Below are 15,309 nucleotides of genomic sequence, written 5' to 3' on the forward strand. Positions count from 1 at the left end.
CAAAATTTAATTGCTTACAATTACCAATACAAAGTAGCACTTTCTTCTACTGGTACTCGCCCAGCACGAAATTGATTTTGTGGTGAATTAGGGTCTGGATAACCAAAGGCAATGCCGTGCAATAATTTAAGATTGGGCGAAATACCCAGCTCTTCACGCACCACATCAGCAAACATCGCCAAAAACAACATCGGAACACCACCAAACCCACGAGCGGTCAAAGACAGCAAAAAGGTCTGCGAATACATACCTATGTCAGAAGCAACATTAACATTGCCCTCGCCCACATCAGGCATAAACAAAAATACAGCGTGCGGTGCATCATACAGCTCGGCATTACGGCGAGTAACCATCGCACGCCCCGCCACATCATCACGAGCAACTCCATAAGAATCAAAAATCGTCTTATAAAGCATACGCCAACGGTTTTCGTAAGCACCACCAAAACGAGCTTGGTCATAGACAAAATCAGCTTTAAACTCGCCTTGTTCAAATTTTTCCAAAATGCGATTTTTAAGGCGATTTAAAGTTTCTCCTGACACAACATACACTTGCCACGGCTGAATATTGGTCGCAGAAGGTGCTTGCTGTGCATCAGTAAGCACTGCTTTAATTTGACTTTCAGTCAGGGCGGTGGGCAAAAATTGACGCACCGAATGGCGAGTATGAACGGTAGTTTCAAAGTCTAACATGGGTTTTCCTCGCTGACTTATTGGTTGATGTGATTATTATAATGCAAAATTAAATTGTGTGCAATATATTTTTGCAAGATTTTTCTAATTATTTTTGCACATTTATAAATTTTTTGATAAAAGTCAACAATTTATTTGATGAGCAATTTTTTGTAAGACCGCCATTTCGTCAGCTGTTAGCTTAAAACAGTCGGCAACCTTATTTGGAATATCTACAGCTTGATGTTCTAATGCTCGCCCTTGATTGGTTAGGGCAATCATTACGGTGCGTTCGTCTGTTTGGCTACGAGTGCGTGCGATTAAGTCTTTGCTTTGTAAGCGTTTTAATAGCGGTGTCAGCGTGCCACTATCAAGGTGTAATTTACTGCCAATCTCGCCCACGCTTTGCTCGCCAAATTCCCAAAGGGTCAGCATTACCAAATATTGTGGATAAGTCAAATCAAGCTCGTCCAAAAAGGGCGAATACCTACGGATGATTTCTTTGGAGATGGCGTATAAAGGGAAGCAAATCTGATTGGATAGGCGTAACTGTTCGTACATGGCAATTTATTAAAAATTAAATATTTTAGCACAAAATTATATTTTGTAAAATTAAAAAAAAGAGCAAACATCAAATAAAATCGCCAAAAACTCATCTTAGCACCCCAAAACTTTAAATCTCGCTTATCAAAGTGAAACAGGCGACTGCGTCAAAACTTTGATTGAAAAACGAATTTTATTAGAAAGCAAACGCTTGCTTGTCCATAGCAAACTATCCATCAACACCATTGCTGATGAACTTGGCTTTATTGACGGCACACAATTTGCCAAATTTTTTAAAAAATATGAAGGACGGACGGCGAATGGGTTTCGTAGTGCGTATGGTCTACACACCTGACAAAGCCAAAGCATTTTCTTTAAAACTGTGCTAAAATAACCAAAAAATTTTCTTCATTATCCATGAAAACACTACATTTATTATTGCTACTTAGTGCCATGACACTCACCGCCTGCGGTCAAAAGGGAGCATTATATTTGCCTGAAAAACCCACCACCGCCCCCACCCAAACCACCGAATCCACAGAGCCTGAGGTCAGCACCAACCCCAACGACTACTAACCAAAAGAGCATAACCATGAATCAAAAAGTCATTCCTTTACTCAATAAAGACGGCATTGAAAAAATGAAAGTGGCAGGACAGCTTGCCTCCGAAGTCCTACAAATACTAGACCCTTATGTCAAAGCAGGGGTAAGCACGGGCTTTTTGGACGATTTGGCGTATAAGCACATCACCGAAGTCCAAAACGCCATCCCTGCCTGCCTAAACTACAAAGGCTACCCCTACACCCTTTGCACCTCTATAAACCACGTTGTTTGTCATGGCATGCCCGACCATGAACGTATCTTAAAAGATGGCGACATCATCAACATTGACGTAACCGTCATCAAAGACGGCTATTATGGCGACACCTCCGCCATGTGGATTATCGGCGAAGGCTCAGTCATGGCAAAACGCCTGTGCAAAGTCGCCCAAGAGGCACTCTATGCAGGCATCAGCGTGGTAAAAAATGGGGCAAAACTTGGCGACATCGGAGCTGAAATTGAAAAAATTGTCCTGCCCGAAAGGTTTAGTATCGTGCGTGAGTTTTGTGGTCATGGCATTGGCACAGAGTTCCACTGCGAGCCCCAAGTTCTCCACTACGGTAAAGCTGGCACAGGTGTAGAACTCAAAACAGGCATGGCATTTACCATCGAGCCGATGATTAATCAAGGCGTATGGCAAACCAAAATCATGAAGGACGGCTGGACTGCCATCACCAAAGATCGCAAACTTTCCGCCCAATGGGAGCATACACTCATCGTAACCGATAACGGCTGTATCATTACCACAGGGCGACCTGATGAAGATTTGAGCTGGGTCAAAAGCTAACCATAACCCCAACCACATAAAAGGGCGAAGGTTTCGTCCTTTTTTTATTACCCATTTTAAAAAATACCCCAAAATTTTATGGGATTAATTTTCCCATATTACTGCCAAAACAGAAAAATAAAGACCATTGGCACTCTCCAAGCCAAGCAATGTCTTGGCTTTTATTAAAATCAATCCAAAATCATCGTGCAATTTGGGCTAATTTTGATTACAATGTTTTATCATCATAAACCTTGTCATCTCCATGAGCCAAATCGCCCCACCTCTTACCACCAACTATAAAGCCCGCCTTAGCGACACAAACACCAACATTAATCGCCAAATCAGCGAGCTTGGCATGATGGCAAGCCACCAAATGCACCGCTTTATCCATGAACGCACGCAGGTAGTAGATGAGATGGTTCGGCAAATTTTTGCTTGCTTTTTTGGCAAAACGCCAAACCTTGCCCTATTTGCCGTTGGTGGCTATGGACGGTGCGAGCTTTTTCCTTATTCGGACGTGGATTTGCTTTTGCTTGGCGAGATTGATCGCCATAAAGATGCTATTGAGCAATTTGTCGCCACACTTTGGGATGCAGGCATCACACCCGCCATCGCTGTGCGGACGCTGACAGATTTGCATACCAACATCACAGACCACACCGTTGCCACCGCCATACTGGACACAAGATTTTTGGTGGGCGATGATGCTTTGGCAGATGCTCCTTTGGCAATTTTTAAAAAAACTTGGACGACCCACGATTTTTATCAAGCCAAAATCAGCGAAGCCAAAGACCGCCACCTATCGCACAACGCCACCGAATACAACCTAGAACCCAACCTAAAAAACGGTGTGGGTACACTTCGAGACATTCATATTTTACATTGGCTGGACAAATGCCATCGCTTGCACCACCCTGACGCACTCACATTTATCAGCGATGATAATGCCAAAACAATCCACCTTGCCAAAGAATTTTTATGGTGCTTACGCCATCATCTACACGTTTTATCAGGGCGTGGCGAAGATAGGCTACTTTTTGAACATCAAAAAAATCTCGCCACACGCCTAAATTTCCCCCATGACAAAGACCATGCCAACGCCCAAACCGAAGCACTCATGCGAGCGTTTTATCATCATGTGATGACGGTTGCTACTTTATCAGAAATGCTGTGCGATTTTTTCGCCCAAAGCGTGCTAAATTTATCCGCCCAAACGCTGATTTTGGACGATGATTTTTGCCAAATCCATCAAAACAACGATACCTTTATCGCCAGTCGTAACCCCAATCTTTTTTATGACAAGCCGTCTGCCATGCTGACGATTTTTGTCAAAATGGGGCAACACAACATCAAAAAAATCCAAGCCAGCACTTTTTTTCAGCTTAGTCAAGCAGTAGCACGCATTGATGATGATTTTTGTAATAACCCCACCCACAAAGCGTTATTTTTGGCAAATCTACAAGACAACAACTACCTTTTTCATCGCCTAAAACTGATGAAACGTTCGGGCGTGCTAAGTGCCTATCTGCCCGCCTTTGGGCAAATCATGGGGCTTAGTCAGTACGACCTTTTTCATCGCTACACAGTGGACGCTCATACACTCTATCTTGTTCGCATTTTGCACCGTTTTGGCGACCACGACAACGCCGAATACGCCAGAAAATTCGACCTTGTCAGCCAAGTTTATCAAAAAATCCAACGCAAAGATATTTTGAATATTTGTGCCATTTTTCACGACATCGCCAAAGGACGTGGGGGCGACCATAGTGAACTTGGAGCGGTGGACGCTCATGAGTTTTGTACTTCGCACGGCATGAGTGAGGCAGACGCACAATTTGTGGCATGGCTTGTGCGTGAACATCTCACCATGAGCCTAACCGCCCAAAAAAAGGACATTTATGACCCTGCCGTCATCGCCCAATTTGCCAAATTTGTCGGCTCTATCAGTCGGCTCAACTACCTATATGTGTTGACCGTTGCCGACATGAACGCCACCAACAGCCAGCTTTGGAACACATGGCGAGCAAGCCTACTAAAACAGCTTTATATAAGCACTTACAAAGTGTTGACACTTGGCGAGCACATCGCCCAAAAAGACACCATCATCGCCACCGCCAAAACAGAAGCCAAGCAACATTTGGCAGATAAGGCGGTAGATTTAGACGCTTTACAGACGCTTTGGCAAGGCGTGGGCGATGAATATTTTTTAAAACAAAAACCCATTGATATTGCATGGCAAAGCCTTGAAATCCTCAACCAAAAAACCAATCCCCCCATCATCGCTCTAAAACAACACAGCGATGTGGCACTTGATGCCATGCTGTTGTTTGTCTGCACACCTGACATTCCCCATTTATTTGCTGATACGGTGGGTGTACTAGATAAATTTGGCTTATCGGTGCTTGATGCCACCATCATTACAGCCAACATCGATGGTACAGCGTATGCACTAGATAGCTATGTAATCATTGACCGCTTTACCACCAAAGATGTCACAGGTTACTTAAAGAGTGAGTTCTTGACCCACCCTACTCGCTATCAGGCACTACACAAAGAGCTTGGTTTGGCGTGTTTGGGTAAAACCAAAAAAACAACCTTTTCGACACGATTTGACAAAACACTCAAACATTTTGATGTGCCCACCCAAGTGCATTTTACCAAAAGCCAAAGCCTTGCTCACACAGGTCGCCATGAACTTCATCTAACCACCAAAGACCGCCCTGCCCTGCTCGCCAAAGTCGGTCAAGTTTTTAAAAAACAAAACATCGCCATACATGGGGCAAAAATCACCACGATGGGCGAGCGTGCCGAAGATATTTTTTACATTTCAGGCGAAGATGGTAGCATTTTAAGTGAAGACAAATTAACCAAACTACACACCGCACTCATTGAAATTTTACAATGATTTCATTACAATAGCCCTTTTGCCAGATGACAAGAACCATGCGATATACAGCCCTTATTTTTTTGATTTTACCTCTTGTGCTATTTACAACCACAACGCAAGCACATAGCATTTACCTTAGCGAATCCGATGATGTCTGCGAAAATGACGACAATCTCCCCAAAGGTCTTAGCTACACAGAGTACACCCCAGACTGTGAGTACACAGAGGGTCTGACCGTCATCACCAATGGTAAGAGATTTGGGTTTGCCAACAAGCACGGCAAAGTCATCATTAAGCCCACCTTTGAGGAAGCGTACGGTTTTGATGAGGGGCTAGCACTTATCAAACAAAAAGGCAAATACGGCTACATCGACCCCACAGGCAAAACAGTCATTTTACCCACTTTTGAGAATGCATGGGGATTTTGGGAGGGGCGTGCCAAAATCCACCAAAACGGCAAATATGGCTTTATCGATAAGACAGGGCAAATCGTTATCGAACCCATCTATGACGAGGCAGGTCATTGGTTTGCAGAGGGTTTGGTTTCTGCCAAAATGGGCGACAAATACGGCTTTATTGATAAAACAGGCAATGTCGCTATTGAACCCATCTATGACTATGTCGCAGATTTTAGTGAAGGGCTGGCAGTTGTTGGCAATGACACAGGGCAAACAGATGAACATGGTCAGCCCAAATACCGCTACGGCTACATCAATAAGAATGGTAAGATTGCCTTACCCATAAAATACGATTTTGCCACGCCGTTTATTGAAGGCATCGCCTCAGTCGAACAAAATACCAACCTCTATTTTATCGACCATCAAGGCAAAAAAGTGGATTTTTAACACCACTTTATCACAGCTTTTGACATTAATGTGTGTGGATTTTGTCTAGATAGTGTTGGTAGAATGCGTTCACTTCCACTTTTTGACCGTTTGGTAATTCACAAATATTGACTTGTTTGCCGTTCACGGTGGTGGGATTGACAAAACCCTTTTGTTGTAAACAAAATTCGGTGGCAGGGGTAGAAATGCCAACGAGCTTGACATCGGTAGGAATAACGCTGATAGAACAAGCAGTAAGCAATAATAGGGCGATTAGGGGGAATAAAAGTTTCATAAAGCACCTATTGAGTGGTTGAGTTAATTGCTATCACTATTTTCTTGGTTGGTAAAGTCTTTACTGTCCACCAAATAAAAATAGCCTTTATCGTCTATTTTGTAACTATTTTCTTGGATTGGCTCGCCATCATGAAAATTGGTTACTTTAATTTGTTCTTTGTCTAATAGAGCGGTAGTTTTTGACCAACTTTCCGCAATTTCATCATAAGCGATTTCAAGTGTATCAATCATATTGCCATGTTTATCAATATTAATAAGGTGGGTTTCAAGTTCATGTTCATTTTTTGTATTGGTAAATGTCATTATCAAACTTGTCATATCTGGCTGATAAGAAACCTTTCCCAAAACAACCATTTCTTTGGCGGTAGGATAAAGCCCAGCAAAGAATTTGGCTTGTTGTTTGTTTAACTGGATTAATTTTTCATAATTATCAAAGTCAATTGCTACTTCTAGGGGTAGAGATTTTTGGGGAATGGTAGTTAAATCAAGCGTTTTAAATGCCTTTTCGTCTTTTAGGGTAATTTCATGAATGGTATAAAGCTCTTGCCCATTATCATCTTTGCTAATTTTTATGCCATAAGCCTTGTTTTCACTAATAAACATGCTACCTGTATAATCGCAAAACCCATAGGGCTGACTGTCGGTGCGTGGGAGTAGTTTGTCAATAATTGGATTAAATTCAATGGTCTTGACCCATTCGCCATTAATATGTTTTTGGATAAAATAATGTGAGCATTCTTGACCGCCAAAATAACCTGTTAAACGGTATTGCTTTTTGGGTGAAGGAATGGAGGTATGGTCGGGATTGCCAACTTTTTCGGTGTGTCTACCTGTATCAAGATGATAGGCAATGTCAATTAAATGCCCGCCTTCCAAGACTAGAATCTTTTCATCAAAATAATAAGCAACAAATTTACCTTCAGGATTATTAATTTGTCCGCCGTTTTTAAAATTAATTTGTTTAATTGTGCCGTCTTCATTAAAATCTACAACATCTTCCAGTTCGGCAATAGCATTTTTTAATTCGGTAATGGGCATATAACTAACACCCCAATTATTATTGTTTTTATTAAGCTTATTGAATTCATCAAGCGAAATTTCACGTACGCTAATGGGATAATCATCAATAGTAAACCCATTATTAAAAATCTCATCGGCAATCGTTTCTTTTGACTCCATTGGTTTTTGATGAATTTCTTGATTATCTTGGGGTGTAACCTCTATTAAAGGAGTAGTCTTTTCTTGTTTGGGCTGTATATTATCGGATTGAATGGAGTTTGCCTGCCCTTGATGATTGGGGCAAGCAGTAAGCAATAATAGGGCGATTAGGGGTAAGGCTATTTTCATAAAAACTACCTTATTTATTTAAACTCAATATGAATTTATTGATTGGTGTAAATTAAATAATTTTAGCCGAACCTTATGTTTATTTTTTTCTAAAATAAACACCTGCTCGCTTGTTTTTAAATCTTCAATAATAAGCACATCACTGACAAACCATTTATTTTGTTGTGAAAGAATAAGGTTAGTCATAAAATGGCGGGTAAATTAAAATATAATAAAAAAGATAGCCAAAAACTATCTTTTTTATTAAGCTACCAAAACTCTACATCTTACATACCATTACACCACGCAACGGAACAAAATAATCCTTGTAAGGGAAATGTAATCACATCAATCGCTATCGCCAATGGTGTCAGTAGAATAATGCCTGTATTTGTTGCGTATTTACGCCCCTTAACATTTTGAGAATAGCTGACTTGAATGGTGCGAGAGGTATTAAGCTGCCGCATTGCTTGCGTTGAGCTTTGGCTTTTTGTAATGGCGGTTAAGTTGATTTTGGTTGGGCGTACGCACCAAGTATAAACGGTTGGGCTTTTATCATACGTATAATCGCCATTCCGTCTATGAGCCAAGCGGTCGCTGGTGCATCGAAAACCGTATTGCTGTAATTTGGCTTTTTCTTGGGTGGTGATTTTATCAGCAGGTTTGACAAATGAGATATTGAGCGTCGTACCGACACCAGATTGTTTAAAGCTTTGGTCGGCGTATTCTCTGTACTGAATTGACGGGTCAATTTCAAAATCAATACGGCTAACTGGGCGATGCACCCAATCATAATCAATATGCTCAATCGGCACGCTAACATGATTGCTGATGATGGTCAATGCTTTGGCATCTAAATTGCTAAATAAATGCTCAACAATGGTGGGATTTTGTTCGGCAGAAGTGATTAAATAATCATTTTCTTCACCAAGCAAGACCAATGCGTTGGGAAAGTTTGGTACGGGTTGAGCAGGCTTGCCCAATGCAGAAACTCTATCTTTTAAAATAACGGTTTTTTCTGAATCTTGAATTGCTTCTGCGTCCCACAGGGCGGATGTTGCTAGACAACCTGACAATAAGCTACTGGTCGCAATCGCCATTAGGCTCATTTTTGCCATTTTCATACTGTTTGCTCCTTGGTTGAGGATTTTTATTGTATATCGTTCCTTTTTTGATTGCAACTGCTTAGATTTGGTTAAATTTGCCCAAATCTCAACTTAAAATTGTGAATGATTGATAATGCTGATGTTAATTTTGGGCTTAAAGGGGAAATTTTGCAATTTACCCCTTTAAAATCAAATGCTTATATTAGGTTAAGATGGGTGTTATTGGTACATTTTACACATTGAAACGAAAATGCATCACATCGCCATCTTGCACCACATAAGTTTTGCCTTCTAGGCGAGATTTGCCCGCCGAGCTTGCCCCTTTTTCGCCTTTATATTCAATAAAGTCATCAAAGGCAATCACTTCGGCACGGATAAAGCCCCGCTCAAAATCGGTATGAATAACCCCTGCCGCCTGTGGTGCGGTCGCCCCAACAGGCACCGTCCACGCCCGCACTTCTTTGACCCCTGCGGTAAAGTAGGTTTGCATTTTTAGAAGTTCATAACCTGCACGGATAACCCTATCCAAGCCAGCTTCCGCCATTCCCAAACTTTCCAAAAACTCTGCCTTTTCGTCTTCGTCAAGCTGGGCGATTTCTGATTCTAATTGATTGCACAATGGCACGACAATGGCGTTATCGCCTTTGGCAAATTCACGCACCGCATCTAGGTGGGGGTTGTTTTCAAAGCCGTCTTCGCTCACATTGGCAATGTACATCACAGGCTTTAAGGTAATTAGTCCGTACGATTTGATGAGTTTTTTCTCATCATCATCTAGATCTGCCATTCGTGCAGGTTTGCCGTCCGCCAAAAACGGCTCAATTTTTTGGAATACATCAAGCATGGCTTTGGCTTCTTTGTCGCCCCCTTTGGCTTTTTTGCCCACATTGGTAATGGCACGGGTTACGGCTTCTAAGTCTGCCAACGCAAGCTCGGTGTTGATGGTTTCAATGTCTGACAAGGGATTGACCCGTCCGTCCACGTGAATGACATTGTCATCATCAAAGCACCGCACGACATGGGCGATGGCGTCCGTTTCACGAATGTTGGCAAGAAACTGGTTGCCCATACCTTCGCCCTTACTCGCCCCAGCGACAAGCCCTGCAATGTCCACAAATTCCATACTGGTGGGAATCACTCGTTCAGGCCCCACGATTTCGGCTAATTGTTTTAGGCGTGGGTCAGGCACAGGCACAATGCCTGTGTTGGGGTCTTTGGTGCAAAAGGGGAAGTTTTCGGCGGCGATGCCTGCTTTGGTGAGTGCGTTAAAAAGGGTGGATTTACCCACATTGGGAAGTCCGACAATACCACAATTAAAACCCATAAAAATCTCTCTTAATTTTCAAGTTGAACTGTTTATTATAGCAGATTTTCACACGCAAATTAAGGCAAATCATGCGTGTGATGCTAAGCGATGGCAAAATCATGCTAAAAAGTTTTTACTTTGTGTATTTTTGTAAAAAATGGGGTATAATTCACTCCGTTTTATCAATCATAAAAGGTATAAAATGAACGCAGTATTATTGGCGGTCATCGTCATGGTAGGACTATCTTTGGCACGAGTGCATGTGGTGCTTAGTCTCATCGTGGGGGCGGTCGTGGGCGGATTGTTGGCTGGTTTGCCACTGACAGACGCAGGCGAGACGGTGGGGACGCTGACCCATTTTCAAAACGGCATCAAGGGCGGAGCGGGCATTGCCTTATCTTATGCCATGCTGGGGGCGTTTGCGATGGCGATTGCTCATTCTGGTGTGCCAAAGGCTCTGTCCGATAAAGTGATTGTGTCGGTCAAAAATGCCAAAAGCGGTGGGGTAAAATGGGCGGTATTTGCCATCATCGTGCTGTTTGCCTGCCTTAGCCAAAACCTCATTCCCATTCACATTGCTTTTATTTTACTACTCATTCCGCCACTATTGACGGTGTTTAATGAATTAAAAGTGGATAGACGGCTGATTACGTGCCTTTTGACCTTTGGACTGGTTAATACTTATATGTTTATCCCTTATGGCTTTGGCGATATCTTTTTAAACGAAATCATCATGGCAAACCTTGCCAAATCAGGGCTTGATACCTCTGGCATTTCGGTGGTAAAAGCAATGGCAATCCCTGCTTTGGGCATGCTTTTAGGGCTATTAACAGCGGTATTTGTCAGTTATCGCAAACCCAGAGAGTATGACAACACCAAAACGCTCGCCATCAAGTCAGATGACACGCCCCAAGCTCGTGATGACAAAATAGGCTTTAAAATCGCAGTAACGCTCATCGCCATCATCGTGGCGTTTGTCATTCAGCTAAAAACGGATTCTTTGATATTAGGCTCACTCTCTGGCTTTGCGATTTTTATGGCGACAGGCGTAGTCGGTTGGAATAAGGCGGACGATGTCTTTAATGATGGTATCAAGATGATGGCGATGATTGGCTTTATCATGATTAGTGCTCAGGGTTTTGCCGAAGTGATGAAGGCCACAGGGCATATCGAGCCTTTGGTGTCGTCTGCGGTGGAAGTGTTTGGGGGAAATAAGGCGTTGGCAAGCCTTGCCATGCTGATTGTGGGACTGGTGGTAACGATGGGGATTGGTTCATCTTTTTCTACCGTGCCGATTATTGCCACCATCTATGTGCCACTATGTATGGCGATGGGATTTAGTCCGATGGCAACCCTTGCTCTGGTGGCGACGGCAGGTGTGCTGGGGGACGCAGGTTCGCCTGCTTCTGACTCGACACTTGGACCGACAATGGGGCTTAACATGGACGGTCAGCACGACCACATCAAAGACAGTGTGATTCCGACTTTTATTCATTATAATATTCCTTTGATTGTGTTTGGGTGGATTGCCTCGATGGTGCTTTGAGAATCCATCACAAACAACCAAACCCAATGAAAATATTTTGGCAAATCGCTACAAAAATTGTATAATATCAAGTCATGTCAAACACCGACAATCTTGATTAACACATTAAATTTTAAGGTATATTTATGGCAGGTCATTCCAAGTGGGCGAATATTAAACATCGCAAAGCCAAACAAGATGCCGCAAAGGGCAAAATTTTTACCAAAATTATCCGTGAAATCGTCTCCGCCTCTAAGGGCGGAGACCCAGACCCAGCGAACAACCCCCGTCTGCGTGCCGTGCTAGAAAAAGCCAACGCCGCCAATATGACCAAAGATGTCATCAAGCGTGCCATTGAGCGTGGGCAAGGCGGTGGCGAGGGCGACAATGTTCAAGAAATCACCTACGAAGGCTATGGCGTCGGCGGTGTGGCGGTGATTGTTGAGACGATGACCGACAACGTCAATCGCACCGTTGGCGAAGTTCGCCACGCATTTAGCAAACACGGTGGCAATCTTGGAACAAGTGGCTCGGTGGCGTATTTATTTAGCAAACGAGGCGAGATTATTTTTAATGATGTGAGCCTAGAAGACAAAGTGATGGAAGTTGCTTTGGAGGCAGGGGCAAGCGACATTGAAAATGATGGCGAGAGCTTGCTTGTGATTACCGAACCCAATGACTTTGGAGTGGTGGTGGACGCACTCGCAGAAGCAGGGCTAAAAGCAGACAATGCCGAAGTAACCATGTCGCCTTCCACAACTGCGGACATTGATAATATTGATGACGCCCAAAAAGTGCTAAAAATGATTGATATGCTAGAAGATTTGGACGATGTCCAAGAAGTCTATACCAATGTCAATTTTAGCGATGAAGTGATGGCACAGCTTGACGCTTGATTTGCCTGTCGTGCTTTTTTGGATATGGCAGAAGTGTCATATCCAATTTTTGTTTTTAATTCATTAAATTTATGATGCAACCTTATTTAAAATCTGATTTGCGAGCATTACACAAATTATCCAGCTATCATCGTGATTTATTAAGAGACAGTTTTGAATGTGTGTGTTTTTCTTGTTTGTCTCGTTTTGATTATAAAAACATTCAAGACTATGATTGGGTGGATGATGGCAATACCGCCACTTGCCCAATTTGTGGCATTGACAGTGTTTTGCCAAGCGATTTTAATCATCCTATTTCTGATGAGTTATTAAAAGCAATGCAAGACTATTGGTTTTAGAAAATTGTTTACCAAAAAGGAAATCCAATGATAATCCTAGACCTACCCCCACAAACCGTCCAAGTGATTGAACAAGTCGCTCATAAAAATGGACAAAGCATTCAAGATTTTATTACCCTAAGTGCTTATGAAAAAGCCTTACAATCTTTTGCGAAGCCAAAAGAAGAACCCAAAAAGAGCATTTCTTTAATAGAGTTTATTGAACAATTTGACAATCGCACCCCAATTGGCGATGGATTGGCAATTCAAAAGGCATTGCGTGATGAGTGGGATTAAATATTTATTAGACACTTGTTTTATTATTGAACTTTATAATGGTCATCAAGGCGTTATTCAAACCATTAAAAGCAATAATATTGATTTAGCTTTGTGTGCAATTAATCCAATCAATCGTATGGAAGTCTTGGGGTTTGGCGATTTGACAGAACATAATGCCAAAAACCTTGAAAAATTATTGGATAATTTAACCAATTTACCCATAGACAGAACCATAGAAAACACCGTCATTGAATTAAGAAAACGCCATAAAATCAAATTACCTGATGCGATTGTATTGGCAACCGCATTAACCCACAATTTAGAATTATTAAGCCTTGATACGGGTTTAATAAACAAATACCAAAAAGAAATTGCCAATTAAAATTAGGAAAAAAACTATGCTAACCCCCCATATCCGTGCCATTTTGCAAGCCACCGTTTATGAAGTTGCCATCAACACTCCGCTTGACAAAGCCCATAAACTCTCCGCCAAACTTGGCAATGACATTCGCCTAAAACGAGAAGATTTACAGCCTGTGTTTAGCTTTAAATTGCGTGGGGCGTACAACAAAATCAGCCAATTATCACAAACCGAAAAACAAGCAGGCGTCATCTGTGCGTCTGCGGGCAATCACGCACAGGGCGTGGCGTTTTCGGCAAACAAATTGGGGCTAAAAAACCTGATTGTTATGCCCAAAACCACACCCGACATCAAAGTGGGGGCCGTCAAACGCTTAGGCGGAGAAGTCTTGCTACACGGCGACAGTTTTGACGAAGCCAACCGCTTTGCCATTAACAAAGCCCAAACGGACGGTATGACCTACATCGCCCCCTACGATGACCCCCTTGTCATTGCAGGGCAAGGCACGATTGGGGCGGAAGTTTTACAGCAATGGCGAGAAGTAGACTATGTCTTTGTGGCATGTGGAGGTGGTGGCTTACTGGCAGGTATATCCGCCTTTTTGGGGGAAATCGCCCCCCATGTCAAGGTGGTGGCGGTTGAGCCAGAGGGGGCAGCTTGCCTAAAAGCCGCCTTAGAAGCTGGTAAACCTGTTCGTCTGCCCCAAGTATCAATTTTTGCGGACGGCGTGGCGGTGGCAGAAATTGGCAAAACCCCCTTTGAAATCATTAACTTACAAAAATCTGACAACTCAGGCATACTCATCGAGCCAGAAGTCGTTACCTGCACCAATGACGAAATTTGTGCGTCTATTAAGGACATTTTTGATGAAAACCGAGCCATTGTAGAAACGGCAGGGGCGTTATCCGTTGCAGGTATGAAAAAGTTTATTAAAAACAATAACTTGACTGGTAAAAATTGTGTCGCCATCATCTCAGGGGCAAACATGAACTTTGACCGCCTGCGTTATGTTGCCGAACGCACCGAGATTGGCGAAAACAAAGAAGCGATTTTTGCGGTGCGATTGCCTGAAAAAACAGGGGCGTTTTTGGACTTTTGTCGCACTTTGCAAGGGCGTAACATCACCGAATTTAACTACCGACTGGACGCCACAGACCCAAGCGTTGCCAATGTCTTTGTGGGCATTGGGTTAAAAGACGGGCAAGGAGAACGCACCACACTGATGGACATTTTGGATAGAGGGGGCTACACCGCACACGATTTGACGGACGATGAAGCGAGCAAGACGCACATTCGCTATCTGATTGGCGGACACGGTCGCTTGACGGATGAAAAACTGTTCCGTGTGATGTTCCCAGAACGCCCCAACGCCCTATTAAACTTCCTAGAAAAACTCGGGCAAGACTTTAACATCACGCTGTTTCACTATCGCAATCATGGCGCCGCCGAAGGGCGGGTGCTGGTTGGTTTACAAGCCACTGCCCATTCGTCACGGCAAATTGTGGACGCTTTAAATGACATTGGTTATTATTGTGAAGATTTAAGTGAGAATGTAGGTTATGGGGTGTTTTTGAAATAAAGCATAGAGAAAAAATAAAGGTG

16 protein-coding genes and 1 pseudogene are annotated in these 15,309 nt (G+C 42.9%); 11 read left to right on the forward strand and 6 right to left on the reverse strand.

The window, feature by feature from the left end; genetic code table 11:
* Positions 1–20: 20 nt before the first annotated feature.
* The gene (locus Q4B79_RS02060) at positions 21–692 is read right to left on the reverse strand and encodes a nitroreductase (protein WP_303084765.1); all 672 of its coding nucleotides are present in this window, start codon (positions 690–692) and stop codon (positions 21–23) included.
* 123 nt (positions 693–815) lie between these two features.
* Entirely contained in the window at positions 816–1,232 is a 417-nt protein-coding gene (locus tag Q4B79_RS02065) for a MarR family winged helix-turn-helix transcriptional regulator (protein WP_303084766.1), read from the reverse strand.
* Between the two features lie 115 nt (positions 1,233–1,347).
* Between Q4B79_RS02065 and Q4B79_RS02070 the strand changes: the two are divergent.
* The 5 genes and pseudogenes from Q4B79_RS02070 to Q4B79_RS02090 form a co-directional block, all read left to right on the forward strand.
* Positions 1,348–1,569, forward strand: a pseudogene (locus tag Q4B79_RS02070) (helix-turn-helix domain-containing protein); the annotation flags it as partial.
* A 62-nt stretch (positions 1,570–1,631) separates the two neighbouring features.
* Positions 1,632–1,790, forward strand: coding sequence for a lipoprotein (locus Q4B79_RS02075; RefSeq protein ID WP_303084767.1), 159 nt, complete (start codon positions 1,632–1,634; stop codon positions 1,788–1,790).
* Positions 1,791–1,806: 16 nt separating this feature from the next.
* A complete protein-coding gene (gene map / locus Q4B79_RS02080; protein ID WP_303084768.1) occupies positions 1,807–2,601 on the forward strand; it encodes a type I methionyl aminopeptidase in 795 nt (264 codons plus the stop codon).
* A gap of 244 nt (positions 2,602–2,845) precedes the next feature.
* The gene (glnD, locus tag Q4B79_RS02085) at positions 2,846–5,488 is read left to right on the forward strand and encodes a [protein-PII] uridylyltransferase (protein WP_303084769.1); all 2,643 of its coding nucleotides are present in this window, start codon (positions 2,846–2,848) and stop codon (positions 5,486–5,488) included.
* 38 nt (positions 5,489–5,526) lie between these two features.
* Positions 5,527–6,315: a WG repeat-containing protein gene (locus Q4B79_RS02090; protein ID WP_303084770.1), complete on the forward strand. Its 789-nt coding sequence runs from the start codon at positions 5,527–5,529 to the stop codon at positions 6,313–6,315.
* Between the two features lie 25 nt (positions 6,316–6,340).
* Here Q4B79_RS02090 and Q4B79_RS02095 read toward each other — a convergent pair whose 3' ends face one another.
* The 4 genes from Q4B79_RS02095 to ychF form a co-directional block, all read right to left on the reverse strand.
* Positions 6,341–6,589, reverse strand: coding sequence for a DUF333 domain-containing protein (locus Q4B79_RS02095; RefSeq protein WP_303084771.1), 249 nt, complete (start codon positions 6,587–6,589; stop codon positions 6,341–6,343).
* A gap of 23 nt (positions 6,590–6,612) precedes the next feature.
* Positions 6,613–7,938 (reverse strand): hypothetical protein, encoded by a 1,326-nt coding sequence (locus tag Q4B79_RS02100; protein WP_303084772.1) that lies wholly within the window; start codon positions 7,936–7,938, stop codon positions 6,613–6,615.
* Between the two features lie 266 nt (positions 7,939–8,204).
* Positions 8,205–9,041, reverse strand: a complete 837-nt coding sequence (locus Q4B79_RS02105) for a hypothetical protein (protein ID WP_303084773.1) — start codon at positions 9,039–9,041, stop codon at positions 8,205–8,207.
* Positions 9,042–9,255: 214 nt separating this feature from the next.
* Positions 9,256–10,347, reverse strand: a complete 1,092-nt coding sequence (ychF, locus tag Q4B79_RS02110) for a redox-regulated ATPase YchF (protein ID WP_303084774.1) — start codon at positions 10,345–10,347, stop codon at positions 9,256–9,258.
* 184 nt (positions 10,348–10,531) lie between these two features.
* Here ychF and Q4B79_RS02115 point away from each other — a divergent pair, with 184 nt between their 5' ends.
* The 6 genes from Q4B79_RS02115 (at position 10,532) to ilvA (ending at position 15,286) form a co-directional block, all read left to right on the forward strand.
* A complete protein-coding gene (locus tag Q4B79_RS02115; RefSeq protein WP_303084775.1) occupies positions 10,532–11,875 on the forward strand; it encodes a Na+/H+ antiporter family protein in 1,344 nt (447 codons plus the stop codon).
* 125 nt (positions 11,876–12,000) lie between these two features.
* A complete protein-coding gene (locus tag Q4B79_RS02120; RefSeq protein ID WP_303084776.1) occupies positions 12,001–12,750 on the forward strand; it encodes a YebC/PmpR family DNA-binding transcriptional regulator in 750 nt (249 codons plus the stop codon).
* Between the two features lie 71 nt (positions 12,751–12,821).
* Positions 12,822–13,088, forward strand: coding sequence for a cytoplasmic protein (locus Q4B79_RS02125; protein ID WP_303084777.1), 267 nt, complete (start codon positions 12,822–12,824; stop codon positions 13,086–13,088).
* A gap of 27 nt (positions 13,089–13,115) precedes the next feature.
* Positions 13,116–13,364, forward strand: a complete 249-nt coding sequence (locus Q4B79_RS02130) for a hypothetical protein (RefSeq protein ID WP_303084778.1) — start codon at positions 13,116–13,118, stop codon at positions 13,362–13,364.
* Entirely contained in the window at positions 13,351–13,728 is a 378-nt protein-coding gene (locus Q4B79_RS02135) for a PIN domain-containing protein (protein ID WP_303084779.1), read from the forward strand. Before Q4B79_RS02130 ends, Q4B79_RS02135 begins: the two co-directional genes overlap by 14 nt.
* A 16-nt stretch (positions 13,729–13,744) precedes the next feature.
* A complete protein-coding gene (gene ilvA / locus Q4B79_RS02140) occupies positions 13,745–15,286 on the forward strand; it encodes a threonine ammonia-lyase, biosynthetic (protein WP_303084780.1) in 1,542 nt (513 codons plus the stop codon).
* Positions 15,287–15,309: the final 23 nt, after the last annotated feature.

Source organism: Moraxella sp. (genome assembly GCF_030525845.1).
In the GTDB taxonomy this organism is placed as follows: Bacteria; Pseudomonadota; Gammaproteobacteria; order Pseudomonadales; family Moraxellaceae; genus Moraxella.